The 12,394-nt window shown below is 34.3% G+C and carries 14 protein-coding genes; 10 read left to right on the plus strand and 4 right to left on the minus strand.

Annotation, left to right across the window (positions count from 1 at the left end; translation table 11 throughout):
- Positions 1 to 8: 8 nt before the first annotated feature.
- The 4 genes from I5168_RS00865 to I5168_RS00880 are packed head-to-tail and all read right to left on the minus strand — an operon-like array spanning position 9 to position 4,467.
- The gene (locus I5168_RS00865; RefSeq protein WP_431472160.1) at positions 9 to 1,016 is read right to left on the minus strand and encodes a hypothetical protein; all 1,008 of its coding nucleotides are present in this window, start codon (positions 1,014 to 1,016) and stop codon (positions 9 to 11) included.
- 12 nt (positions 1,017 to 1,028) lie between these two features.
- A complete protein-coding gene (locus tag I5168_RS00870) occupies positions 1,029 to 1,994 on the minus strand; it encodes a hypothetical protein (protein WP_431472161.1) in 966 nt (321 codons plus the stop codon).
- Positions 1,995 to 2,027: 33 nt separating this feature from the next.
- Entirely contained in the window at positions 2,028 to 3,038 is a 1,011-nt protein-coding gene (locus tag I5168_RS00875; RefSeq protein WP_431472162.1) for a hypothetical protein, read from the minus strand.
- A gap of 37 nt (positions 3,039 to 3,075) precedes the next feature.
- Positions 3,076 to 4,467 carry a hypothetical protein gene (locus I5168_RS00880; protein WP_431472163.1) on the minus strand — a complete coding sequence of 464 codons (1,392 nt, stop codon included), beginning with the start codon at positions 4,465 to 4,467 and terminating at the stop codon, positions 3,076 to 3,078.
- Between the two features lie 473 nt (positions 4,468 to 4,940).
- Here I5168_RS00880 and I5168_RS00885 point away from each other — a divergent pair, with 473 nt between their 5' ends.
- The 10 genes from I5168_RS00885 (at position 4,941) to I5168_RS00930 (ending at position 12,278) form a co-directional block, all read left to right on the plus strand.
- Positions 4,941 to 5,534, plus strand: coding sequence for a hypothetical protein (locus tag I5168_RS00885; protein ID WP_431472164.1), 594 nt, complete (start codon positions 4,941 to 4,943; stop codon positions 5,532 to 5,534).
- 125 nt (positions 5,535 to 5,659) lie between these two features.
- Positions 5,660 to 6,055, plus strand: a complete 396-nt coding sequence (locus I5168_RS00890; protein ID WP_431472165.1) for a hypothetical protein — start codon at positions 5,660 to 5,662, stop codon at positions 6,053 to 6,055.
- A gap of 272 nt (positions 6,056 to 6,327) precedes the next feature.
- The gene (locus tag I5168_RS00895) at positions 6,328 to 7,029 is read left to right on the plus strand and encodes a DKNYY domain-containing protein (RefSeq protein ID WP_431472166.1); all 702 of its coding nucleotides are present in this window, start codon (positions 6,328 to 6,330) and stop codon (positions 7,027 to 7,029) included.
- A gap of 487 nt (positions 7,030 to 7,516) precedes the next feature.
- A complete protein-coding gene (locus I5168_RS00900; RefSeq protein ID WP_431472167.1) occupies positions 7,517 to 8,287 on the plus strand; it encodes a hypothetical protein in 771 nt (256 codons plus the stop codon).
- A gap of 168 nt (positions 8,288 to 8,455) precedes the next feature.
- Positions 8,456 to 8,812 carry a hypothetical protein gene (locus I5168_RS00905; protein ID WP_431472168.1) on the plus strand — a complete coding sequence of 119 codons (357 nt, stop codon included), beginning with the start codon at positions 8,456 to 8,458 and terminating at the stop codon, positions 8,810 to 8,812.
- A 127-nt stretch (positions 8,813 to 8,939) separates the two neighbouring features.
- Positions 8,940 to 9,356 (plus strand): hypothetical protein, encoded by a 417-nt coding sequence (locus I5168_RS00910; RefSeq protein ID WP_431472169.1) that lies wholly within the window; start codon positions 8,940 to 8,942, stop codon positions 9,354 to 9,356.
- 453 nt (positions 9,357 to 9,809) lie between these two features.
- On the plus strand, positions 9,810 to 10,181 hold the full coding sequence (locus I5168_RS00915) for a hypothetical protein (RefSeq protein WP_431472170.1): 372 nt from the start codon (positions 9,810 to 9,812) through the stop codon (positions 10,179 to 10,181).
- A gap of 20 nt (positions 10,182 to 10,201) precedes the next feature.
- Positions 10,202 to 10,648, plus strand: a complete 447-nt coding sequence (locus I5168_RS00920; protein ID WP_105019094.1) for a DUF6389 family protein — start codon at positions 10,202 to 10,204, stop codon at positions 10,646 to 10,648.
- Between the two features lie 89 nt (positions 10,649 to 10,737).
- Positions 10,738 to 11,271 (plus strand): hypothetical protein, encoded by a 534-nt coding sequence (locus I5168_RS00925; protein ID WP_431472171.1) that lies wholly within the window; start codon positions 10,738 to 10,740, stop codon positions 11,269 to 11,271.
- Between the two features lie 512 nt (positions 11,272 to 11,783).
- A complete protein-coding gene (locus I5168_RS00930) occupies positions 11,784 to 12,278 on the plus strand; it encodes a hypothetical protein (protein ID WP_431472172.1) in 495 nt (164 codons plus the stop codon).
- Positions 12,279 to 12,394 lie beyond the last annotated feature (116 nt).

Consider the following 12,394-nt stretch of genomic DNA (forward strand, 5'->3'; position numbering starts at 1 on the left):
CTAAATCACTATTTAGGAAGTAACACTGTTTGAGTTACGAGATTTAATAAAGGGATTTGATGGACCTCAACACTATCGCCACCATTGAGCTGTTGGTATACATCTACTGGGACAGTAATGCTTTTCTCGTTTATTTGTATATAATGAGTAGTACGCGATCCATTGCTACTACTGGAAAACTTATCAATAACTTGAGATCTTGTAACGGTTTTATTATTACTGGATAAAACCCTGCGATACTTGCTGTACCACTTTATTAAAGAAAACAACTGCCATCCGACAATAATGGGTAATGGAAATAAAAACAAGAGTAATCCAGATAAACCAGAACTTATTAAACTAATAATTATGAATAAGGGTACAATTGATATAAGTACTGCTTTGCGTAATTTGGTGTACCAGGCTGTTCTTAATGCTTGTTGATCTGTAGCAGTTAAAGAAACTATTTTGGGTATAAAAGCTGCCGTGTATTTAGTTGAGAATCTACTATCTTCTTCGTTAGTTTTAGTAGGTTCTATAACCGTTACATTCAAAATTACTTTACTTGTAGGTACCTGTTCTAGCTGAATAACATCACCTACCTGACCCTTTGAATATTGAGCGGCACTTACCTGGAACTCTGCATAATTTAATTTAAGATAATAGGTGATGGTTGTTTTACTACTTGATCGACCATTTCTTCCGCTACCTGATGACTGGGATCTTGTAATCGATTTACGTTTATCTTGTAAAACACCTGAATAGACGTGTTTAATACCTGCTCTAAAATCAATTACTTTTTTCCATAGCATTACGGTACAAAAGAGGATAATTATTGACATAAAGGCAATAACCATATATTCTGGCATCGCAATTTCTTGACTAAATAAAGGCTTACCCTGAACCCAGCTGAAACCAAAAAATATAAAAGCCCCAAAGAGTATTGGCACCACTACAAATCCTATGATACCAAATCTGAGCGTGCGTTTATCTTGTTGTGATAAAGGTGCTTCTTGAAATAAAACATTTGTTTCCATTGCTACATGCTGTTAGTATCGTTTTATTTTGTGCTGAAAAAGAATATCAAATTGAGTGCTACCTACGGTTGTACTATCAGGAAAGTATAATTTCCTAAACACCCATCTATCTTCAAGTTTTGAGAACATTTTGCGAGTTATGTGTCGTTTAGTCCATTCGCCGGTTGAACTTTCGGTTGATGTACTGTATTGCTCTAGCATCACTTCTTGCTGGGTAATTTCCTTTCTTTTGTTAAACAAATCGGTTCTTGAAATTGCAGCTGCTTTTTGTAATTCTTCAATGGCTTGTTCTTGAGATAACTGTGTACGTATTTTGTATACCCCAGTAAAATCGGCCACGGTGATTAATGGATCATCGGCAGTAACTCTAGCAATGGGAATACCGCTTGTATAATACACGGTAAATTCCTTTTTAAGTTCACCGTTTTCCTTGTATTCATGTTGTTTTACATAATCCAGGTTTCCTTTTTTATAGTAGTAAGTTGCTGTTCTACGATTACCTCTTTTCAACTTCATTTCAATATGTTGCAGTTGATTGTTCTCATAAGTATACTGGGTAACATAATTGATGTATTTACCTGTTGCCTTTTCACTGGTAACACGACCTTGATTGTCACATTCAAAAATCATGGTAGCATCAAATCCACCTGAACTCGTTTTTTTAACGATACTATCTAACCTGGTTCCTGTGTAATAAAAACTGTCTAAGGTCTCTGACTTGTACTTACCAAAAATTTGTTGATAGTCTTGAAATTTCAGCCCTGCTTCATTAAAATTTTGAACCTGTAGAACAACCGGTTCATAACCCAAACTATCGGCCTTATAAGTTGCCGTTTGTATTCTATACACTTCGTTTTTGGCCGTATTATCTGTCTGTGTTATTTGAGGTAACTTTAAGTGTTCTAGACTTGAATGAACTTGTGCTGTTATCGCTTTCGCGAAAGCGAACACTAAAAACATACTTATTAAACTCTTCATATTTTATAGATTGTAACTGTGAATCAAAAAAGGTTAGTACATGCGTACTCCTCGTAAGTAAATGTGAGGCTTACCATAGTTGGAAGGAATGGTTAACAAGTTGTTGCCTATAGGAAGCTCCAGAACATCGTATGTTTTACCTAGATTAGCAGCATTGATTTCACTAGATGAAACTGGGATTTTTAAGTAACGATTACTGCTGGGATCAAAAGCATAATGCACGTTTTTACCTTTATGTGTTTGCAGTTTCATGTCGTTTACAGTAACTACAAGGAATGGCGAGTATGTTCCTTTTTGAACGATTGCTTTATAAACTCTAGGCTCCTTTAATTGATCGTGATAAAACAAGTCCCTTTTTGAATTAATGACCTGTCCTTCTTTGTATTGAGTAATCCAATTGTAATTACTATCAAATTCATAGGTATAGGAAGTTGATTCTTGACCTACCTCTTCTCGTTGTCTGAGCAATCCGTCGCGGTAGGTATAGTTGTATTCATTAACCACAACACCATCTTTATTTGTTGTCACCTCATTAATCACCAATGATTTACCCTTGTTGGAATAGGTGTAAACAGAGGTATAGGTAAAGGTTGAGCTTGTAAAAACATCCTTGATGAGCCGGTTATCAGTATCATAAAAATAGGTCTTGACCTTTCCATCGGTTTGATAATTGCGCTCTATAAGTAAACCTTGCTCGTTATAAGTAAAGGTGGTGCTGTTTTCTTTCCCAGAATTAAACTCCTTGCTTTCAATGATTTGTCCTTTATCGTTTTTTATAAGGTAACGACCGTTGTATTTTTTAGCTATTTCTAGATTGTCCAGTACATTGGATTTTAACGAGAACCCAGACGTATCATACCAGTGATCATTTATTTTGAGAATGTTTCCTTTAATAGGACCTTGTGCAATAAAATGTAATTCTTCTAGCGGTGTGAGCGGATTTAAAGGCGCTCTATACCAATCTTTTACTATTTGATCCTGTGCTTTTAAGGTACTCACCAGTACGATAAAAAGCGTTAATAGATAATAGGTTCTATGTTTCATTGTGTAATATTTCATTTATAAAAAGCTAGTTAGTATCCTACTCGCGGTATGATTGTACCAGTTGATTGTTTTCATATTTTCCTACTTGGTACTGGTTGCTAGTAGCGATGTAACCCATGCCTTCTAGTTTACTGTCTTTATAGTGAGCTATGACATAATAATTTTGATTAGGACCCAAGAAAAAATTTACTCCGCTTGAATCAAAAAAGGCTACTGCAATCTTTTCGCGACCAAATTCTACAGCAGGTCCTATAGGTTTTCCATTCTGATAAAAGCCATAACTTTTGGTGTAATAACTGGTTGTTTTCTTTTGTACAAACCCGTCTTCACAAACATCCTGAGAACATAATTTTGTGTCGCCATTGACTGTATTAAGGTCGTAGGAGTTTTGAATGTTACCGTTCTTGTAAATCCCTGCTTCTACGGCAATTCCATTTACTATTTTGATACCATAGCCATCTAGTTTCCCTGCTTTAAACTCTCCTATTGTATAAGTATCCTTGGTTAAAAAATCCCGTATATAGCCTGGTCCATGCAACATGTTGTTTTTAAAATTACCTTCAACTCGTTTACCATAACCTTGTATCCATCCTATTCCTTGTAATTCCCCTTTTTTATAAAGTCCTTGAGACCTTACTAAATCACCTGCTGTATAACCGTTCCAGACTAACTTCTCGCTGGGCGCAGCCCATTTTTTTTGCACCTTATCAAATGAAATAGTACTGGCAGAACCATCAGAATAATGAAAGATCTTGATAGCATTATAGTCACCCTTATTATTTAATTGAGCAATAATGTTGTTCTTGTGATCCTTAACATAGGTATAAGTAGTTGGATTTGATGGTACAGCAGTACTTTTGTGATCGTAGTAAATTAAGCGGCCGTATTTATCGTACTTTTTTACAGTTTGACTACCATTGCTACCATAGGTAATGGTGAGTGTATTATTCTTTATGGAATAGTTATAGTCATAACCATTACCAGAAATCAACCTGTTGTCATTGTCATAAGTGAATTCTTTTACCTTGTCCTCTACCATTTTATAAACACCCTTGCGAAATTGCTTTCTACGGTATGTAATAAACTTAACTAGGTTACCACGATCGTCATAAGAATAAGAGTGCAGTTTAGGATCTTCTGAATTGACTGTCCATTTTTCTTGTACAATTCGGTTTTTTTTATCCTTTATAAAGGAGTAATCACTTATATCAAATTTGCCTTTTTGAGGATCAAACAAACTATCAACCACACCCTTTTCATTGTAATAGAGCGTGTATTTAAGGTCACCATGCTGCCATAAATGACTTATAGCTACAATCTCACCATAGCCATTGTGAGGCAACGGTGCAGGATCCATAAAAGGTTTAGGATTGAGAGGTGAGTAAGTGGATAGATCTACTTTTTCCTGAGCATTAAGAAAGCTACTCACTAACACAAGTAGCACTAAAAAAGAGCATCGCATAATTATAAATTTGATATTTTAAAATTGCGATGGGTGCGTTTTTTAAGCAATAAGGCAATTGTCCTAAATGGTGCCTTCCAACCCTAGACTGTTCTAGTAGAAGCGTGTGTGAAAGATTTTATATAATGAGGAAAAACGGATAGATCATTAACGGTGTATGCGGCAAAGACGATGAATTGTTTGCTTTTTAAACGACTTAACTATGTCACGAAGGAGTTAAATATAGCTTCTTATGGAACATAAACTTTTCTAGGTTTACTTAACCCTTAACTACCAGGTCTGTTTAGGTATTACATTTATCGTAATAGTGTATAAACATGCGTATCTACCATTTATACAACAATAAAGTAACAATGAGAAAAACCTATTTATATACCTGTGTTATGGGTAGTAAATGTCAATTTTTGATATATTGCTTATATAAACTAGTTGCCCACAATATGAAAAAACTGCTATCGATAATAATTATACTTCTCATTTGCTCTTGCGCAAGTCCGAAATATAAAGTTATTGACTTTGGACAATTTGAGATTACTGTTCCTGAAAATTGGAATAAATACGAGAGAAAAGGAATTGATAGTTATGTTGGCGGAATTATAACGGATAAAAATGATTCGCTGAATTTTGATTTTGGAAGATATTCTGCTGACTTGAGTAAAAGTGATTATCCAATGGTTTATGATTCTATCGGATTAGCAGAACTCACAAAAAAAGAGCGAGAATTATTACCTAAAACTAAACATCTAATTGTAGACGATTTATTTAAAACAGATGTTGACTTTAGCGAATATTTGCAATACCAAACTGAATTAGATTCAATTGATTGTTTCAAAGCGAAAATAATTACACCAAGAAACAAAGGTTATGGCGGAACTGGAATTTATATTGATAGTTTAACTGGTAGTAAAGAAAAGTATAATAAAATCGGAATTGGATTTTACGGATGGTATTTGAATGAAAAAACTCAAGCGGAATTTATCAAAGCATTGAAAACATTACGCTTCGAAAAATACTGTGGGCAACAACGTATATAATCCATTGCTAGTGAAAGCCTACTTACGAAAATCCTCGCGGATTTTCTATTCGGTTTTTATTTACTAAATTACGTGCTAAACCAAGCAACGCATCATATACAAAACCGTTGTGTGTAATTTGAGAAATGAGACAAACGATAACCAAAAGTGATAAAAACTTAAGAATTCTGAACAAATTAATTGTGAACGGATTCTATAATGGATATATCGGAACTGAAAAGTTTGAATTAATGCGGAATCGTTTCCCGAACAATCACAGACTAATCGGAATTGTGAATGAAACAGATAATTACGATTTGAAATTTGACTTTAAGCCACCGATGAATATTTTAGCGAAAATTTTACTCGGACTCGGAATTCTGATTTCAATAATTTCGCTGATTAAGGGAAATTGGATTTTGCCGATTGTGTTTGTTGTTTTCGGACTGATTATGTTTGCGGATTTTAAACTAAAAGAGAAAAAAGAAATAAATATTTTAACGGATAAACTATTGGAATTCCACAAAACGGAATATGACTGAAATAAAAAAACTACACACAACAATGAACTAAGCTAAAAACCAAGTGTTTTTTTGATTAGTTTCTAGTATAATTTGGATCATGACATAATTCCTATTTCACAATTCAATAGGCTCATTTTCTCGATTCTCACTCCTACTTTATTAGTATGGAATTCAATATATTTGAGAAAACTAATTACTAACCAAACCACTAGCTACCATACATTATAGAACACTACGCATTCTGCGTGAACTCGCCATAACCTGTGCGTGTTAGCACCAATATAAACCCAATGATGAAACACTTAATTATCATTCTGAATTTTACACTTCTTCTAACAAGTTGCAGAGGACAGAATAAATATTTCGAACCTAGTGGAATCGTTGACAAAACCGCGGAATATTCAAAAAATGGAAAAATTTGGATTTCTCTAAAAGACAAAGAAAGTGTTGATGGATACACAAGAATTGGAGATTCGATTTTTGGTGGAGAAATCGCTTGTAACGTTGAACCCTTAAAGGGAATTGATATCAAAACATTTAAAGTCCTGGCTGGAACAAATTATGCAAAAGACAAAAAAAACGTTTATTATCCTTTAGAACAACCTTGCATTGATTACGAGGATTGCGGAGTTTGTTATTACGGTAAAATAATAATGGAAAGTGCAGACCCTAAAAATTTTAAATATCTTGGAAAAGAATATGCTACAGACGGTAAAAATGTTTATTTCAGAGGAGAACTAATGCCAAATGCTGACGGAGAGACTTTTAAAATAATTAATGGACCAAAATTTTTCTATTTCGCTGTAGATAAGAATAATGTATTTAAACACAATCGGATTTTCAAAGAAGCGGATTCAGAAACATTTTATTATGACTCGAATGATAAAAGAAATATCGTTCGTGAATATGAACACAAATTCATAATTGGAGACAAAAACAAGGAGTGGGAATTCATTCCACCAAATACGATAAACGAAATAAAAAAACAATAAATACTGGTGCTTACATTGGCTATAAGTAATTGCTTGTTCCCGCCTACTTCTGAAAATCCTCGCGGATTTTCAGTTTGGTGTGTACTTGCAAAATTTAGTACTAACCCACGCAACTACTCATAGCCAGGACCGTTGCTGGACGATACCTACGGTCGTTCAGGCCATTTCGCTAGAGTTCAATTCTCTCCTGAACTTATAAGTTAGATCCACGCGTGTCTTCCTCTCGCAAACTGTGTTTGCTCGTCGGAGACAAGTCGCTGTAATTTGCTTTTATCTAACTATATTTATAACCTAAATAACTAAACACTAACCAACGTTACTGGTACCGTCAACAACTACGGTTATAGCAAATTTGTGCATTCCTCTCATGCCGCTTTCATAAAAGCGCATTCGTCGGATGCAAAAATGGCTACCCTACACTCTAGAATGCTACGCATTCTGCGTGAACTCGCCATAACCTGTGCGTGTTGGCAACAAGCTGAAAAAAATGAAACAGACGGAAAAACAGAAAAAAATTCGATTAATAATAATCATTCTGACAATTGTCGGACTGATTAGCTTTCTGTCTCAAACTGTAACAGTTTTTGCATATGGAATTGACAAAACAACAGACTTTTATTTGTTGCTTTATCCAATGTTATTTGTTTCTCTAATTTTAGTATTCACGAAACAGAAATTCGGAATTTTATTGACTTTACTGACTACCATTTCATATAGCATTTTACTAACAAACGAAGTCGGAAAATATTTGACTTTTGATTTTCATAACAGTATTTTGATTTTAGTTCTGCTTCTTCCCTATTTAATATTTTTGAGTTTAATTCCATTGTCAATTATCTATTTAACAGACAAAACGGAGAATAGGACGAAATTTCAAACAGCTTCTGTTTTATTTGCTCTTGGCTTTTTTGCTTTTATAGCAATTGACCGAATGGACAAAGATTATTCGAGAACTGTTTTTGTCGACGCAAACCTGAATAATAACGGAATTGTGGAATTAAAACTAAAACCGGGATTTGGAGATTCAAGAGAATTTTATGTAAAAACAAACTCGAAAGAATTAGAAAAAATCATAAAGGAAAAAGGAGAATTTGTACAAGGAAGTTACTTTTTATCAAACACACGAATTCAAACGAATTATAAATTTGACAAACTAAAATCTTTGACAATAATAGATTTTAATAAAAATATAGAGTTGCCTAAACTGACTTGGAATGTGGATGAAATAAACGGAAATTATGACTTTATTCGACCATAAAAAAAGCCAGTTGCCAACAATGTATAACCGCAATTACGGCGGATTCGACTACGTCCGAATCCACTCGGAATTGCTAACGTCAGTGCTAAACCGAAAATTAACGCATATAAACCCGTAACTGACGGTTGTACGTGACCGTTGTGTGTAAGTTAAAATCAGAACGTAAAAATGACAGAAACTGTTGAATTAAGGAATAAACCTGAATTGAAAATAATTTTGAATAAAGACGAATTTGAAATCGTTGATGTTTCTGACCCGAAAAACAGCGGAATATATTCTTTCGGAAAACTTAAAAAAGCGGAATTGAACGCAGAAAGAACGAATTGGTTGATTTCTACTTTAAGCATAATTGTGGATTTATTTACTGGAGGTGGTGTAGGTGGAAAATTTAAGGATAAAGCAAACTTAAATCTTGAAATAGAAAATCAGAATTTAAAAGTATGGCTGGTTGATGCGGATTTTGAAAAAGCGAAAAGAGTCACTAAATTAATAAATAACAAAAAACCTACACACAACATCGTATAAAAATAATTGCTTGGTCATTGCTTACTCGGAAAATCCTGCGGATTTTCAGTTTGGTGTGTACATGCAAAGTTAATCTCTAAACCACGCAACTACTCATAGCCGAGTCCGTTGTGAGCAATTAAAAAACATGAAATCTGGACTTAAAAAAATTGGAATTGTTGTTTTCTGTTGTTTTTTCCTCAAGGGTTGTTTATTTGGTGCTGGATTAGTTGAACAGGAAATAACTGGAGATTATTGGCTATTAGCTAATGGGTATTTGGACGAAATGAGTATTTGGCATTTTCCAGGTAATCACAAATCAAATTTGATTGTTGGAGAAACAGTATTCGAAGTTGGACATAACAAGGACTTTATAATTGCAAAAAGACATCCGAAGGATTCGACAAATGGAGTTAATAAAAAAGTTACTTTTTATCATTTGATTAAAATTTCAGAAACAGGAGAAAGTAATGACTTGACTTACGAGCAGTACCTAAATAAACGGAAAGAATTAAATGTGCCTGAGGAATTGGACTTCGATACTGTATTTCAGGAATTAAAATAATAACTGCTCACAACAAGGGCTATAATTCATTGCTATATTCTGACTAACTTGAAAATTTAAAACAAAAAAGCGGCTGGATTTCATACGGAAAATTTCCGTTGGAAATTATCCGCAACGAAACCATAGCCTAAACCGTTGCTGGACGATACCTACGGTCGTTCAGGCCATTTCGCTAGCGCTCAATTCTCTCCTGAACTTATAGGTTAGTTTCACGCGTGTCTTCCTCTCGCAAACTGCGTTTGCTCGTCGGAGACAAGTCGCTGTAATTTGCTTTTATCTAACTATATTTATAACCTAAATAACTAAACACTAACCAGCGTTACTGGTACCGTCCACAACTTCGGTTATAGCAAATTAACGCTAATGGCTACCGTACACTCTAGAATGCTGCGCATTCTGCGTGAACTCGCCATAACCTGTGCGTGTTATGTGTAACTGAAACAAATAATATAAATGTTCGATCCTCCACCGAAAACAAATAGAATAATTCTCAATTCGGTAAATTATCAAGCCCAAGTTGAATTTTACGAAGAACTCGGAATGTTATTCAATAAAACGATTCTTAAAAATGGATTAAAAACATTTACCTATATCTATGATGACTTTCATTTTGAAATTCATGAGGTGAAACTTGGAGATAGTGTGACAAAGAATGTTGAATTAAGATTCTTTGTTGATGAAATTGAAGGGTATTTAGAAGGTATTAGACAGTTAAATATTCAAATAACCAAGAATTTATGGAATTCTGAAAACCATCAACACATCTTATTAAAAGATATAGATGGAAATCTGATAGAATTAATGACTAAAAACAAAATCACATAAGAATATGAAATCAAATTTTTATGGAAGAAAACGAATACAAAATTGAGTTGAGAAAAGTACTAGATGAAAACTCATCAAGTGCCTTAGTAAATTTAAACAAGACATTACAAGCTCTACCTGAGAAAACTAAAGGCGTTGAATTAATGATTTTTCCTGATCAAGACGGAGAAGGAACTTTTGGAGTTCGAGTTTCTTTATCAGGTCCTGACTTATACGTACTAAATAAAGCAATTGAAGATTCTGCAGACTTAATTAATGTAATTCATACTCCAGAAGGTTTAAAACCTAATGTGCCTCTGATGGATCCATTTGATTCGAGCTTTGAAGTCAATGATGTTCTATCTGATGTGGTTGGGGATTGGTTAAAAACTGTTTGGAAAAAGGCAAATAATGAAAATATTAATCTTCCGGTGACAATTATTGCGGATGAAGATTATGGAATGAATTTACCAATCAAGCTAAATTAAAAATACACATAACAATGGCTAAAAAATCATAGCCTTCCTTTGGGATGGCAACGCTTTTTAGCCGAGACCGTTGTGCGTAAGTTGAAAAAATGAACTCGAAAGAAATATTGAAATATGGAATTGGAATTTTAATCCTTGAAATTATACTTCTTGGGTTATGGATTTATCAAATGAAACCTGACCCAAGCACTTCAATCGGAATTGTTCTAATCTTACCTTTTCTATTTGGATTAAATCTCATAATCGGACTAATATTCTATTTTTTAAAAAAACCTTTGTCAAAATTATTTCTTATCAATTCAATAATTTGTCCGTTGATTTTTTATGCATTTTGGAGTTTATGGTTTATATATTGGAATGAAAGAAACTACGAGGATTTCTCTTTTGGTGTTGACAAACGAAAACTTGAAGTGAGCTTATCAAAAACATCTGACTACTTCTCTATATCGGATTTAACAAACAAACCGAATGGTTCGACAACTGGACTTTATTTCGGCAAATACGAAAGAAAAGGTGATAGCATAAAATTGACTGATGGAGAAACTAAAATGTATATTATAAAAAATAAACTAATTGGATTTCCAGAAAAACCGACTGAAATAAAACTAACTAGAACTGAATAAAAAACCTACGCACAACACCGGCTATAGTTCATTACGGCTGAAATTCCTAATCGGAATTTCAGGCCTTTTTGCTAAATTTATGGTTACGGCGGAATGATACTCGTGTACCATTCCGTAAAGAAACCATAGCATAGACCGTTGCTGGACGATACCTACGGTCGTTCAGGCCATTTTGCTAGCGCTCAATTCTCTCCTGAACTTGTAGGTTAGATCCACGCGTGTCTTCCTCTCGCAAACTGAGTTTGCTCGTCGGAGACAAGTCGCTGTAATTTGCTTTTATCTAACTATATTTATAACCTAAACAAATAAACACTAATCAGCGTTACTGGTACCGTCCACAACTTCGGTTATAGCAAATTTGTACATTCCTCTCATGCCGCTTTAAAAAAGCGCACTCGTCGGATGCAAGAATGGCTACCGTACACTCTAGAATGCTACGCATTCTGCGTGAACTCGCCATAACCTGTGCGTGTTGTGCATAATGTCCCAAAATCGTAATCTGAACTAAAAATTTGAAGAAAAAAGAAACATTTTGGCTAATTGGAACAATAGTTTTCGTGCTGATTTTAATACTCTGGATTTTCGGAATAAGCGGACTGAAATCTGATTCAGTAACCGATATTAATGTTCACGACACTTACTATGTAATTGCGAATATTCATCTTATTATTCCAATGGTTACGCTGATTTTCTTTGGTGTTTACCTAATCCGAATGTTACGTCGGAATTTTAAAAACTTGACCGCAAATCTGATTTTTATGATTTCGGACATAACTCTGATTTTGATTTTCACATTTCTGATTTCGTTGGTAAATTCTATACGAGAAATTCCTGGCTCAACTGAATATCCACCTTTGAGTGGCGGAATTGTGGAAAATGCTGGAAATGGATGGAATAATGCTTTTTACATTTTATTAATCATTCAACTGATTTTAATAATCTTGCTGACAATAAGCGGAATAAAAACTGGACGAAATTACAATCGGAATTTCAGGCCTTTTTGCTAAATTTATGGTTACGGCGGAATGATACTCGTGTACCATTCCGTAAAGAAACCATAGCATAGACCGTTGCTGGACGATACCTACGGTCGTTCAGGCCATTTCGCTAGCGCTCAATTCTC

Source organism: Nonlabens sp. SCSIO 43208 (assembly GCF_050703575.1).
Taxonomy (GTDB): domain Bacteria; phylum Bacteroidota; class Bacteroidia; order Flavobacteriales; family Flavobacteriaceae; genus Nonlabens; species Nonlabens tegetincola.

Excerpts from the sequence above, each read along its gene's own strand:
- I5168_RS00920 (WP_105019094.1), top strand. The coding sequence starts at position 10,202 with ATGGAAGAAAACGAATACAAAATTGAGTTGAGAAAAGTACTAGATGAA.
- I5168_RS00895 (WP_431472166.1), top strand. The coding sequence starts at position 6,328 with ATGATGAAACACTTAATTATCATTCTGAATTTTACACTTCTTCTAACA.
- I5168_RS00925 (WP_431472171.1), top strand. The coding sequence starts at position 10,738 with ATGAACTCGAAAGAAATATTGAAATATGGAATTGGAATTTTAATCCTT.
- I5168_RS00890 (WP_431472165.1), top strand. The coding sequence starts at position 5,660 with ATGAGACAAACGATAACCAAAAGTGATAAAAACTTAAGAATTCTGAAC.
- I5168_RS00875 (WP_431472162.1), bottom strand. The coding sequence starts at position 3,038 with ATGAAACATAGAACCTATTATCTATTAACGCTTTTTATCGTACTGGTG.
- I5168_RS00905 (WP_431472168.1), top strand. The coding sequence starts at position 8,456 with ATGACAGAAACTGTTGAATTAAGGAATAAACCTGAATTGAAAATAATT.
- I5168_RS00865 (WP_431472160.1), bottom strand. The coding sequence starts at position 1,016 with ATGGAAACAAATGTTTTATTTCAAGAAGCACCTTTATCACAACAAGAT.
- I5168_RS00915 (WP_431472170.1), top strand. The coding sequence starts at position 9,810 with ATGTTCGATCCTCCACCGAAAACAAATAGAATAATTCTCAATTCGGTA.
- I5168_RS00870 (WP_431472161.1), bottom strand. The coding sequence starts at position 1,994 with ATGAAGAGTTTAATAAGTATGTTTTTAGTGTTCGCTTTCGCGAAAGCG.
- I5168_RS00900 (WP_431472167.1), top strand. The coding sequence starts at position 7,517 with ATGAAACAGACGGAAAAACAGAAAAAAATTCGATTAATAATAATCATT.
- I5168_RS00885 (WP_431472164.1), top strand. The coding sequence starts at position 4,941 with ATGAAAAAACTGCTATCGATAATAATTATACTTCTCATTTGCTCTTGC.
- I5168_RS00910 (WP_431472169.1), top strand. The coding sequence starts at position 8,940 with ATGAAATCTGGACTTAAAAAAATTGGAATTGTTGTTTTCTGTTGTTTT.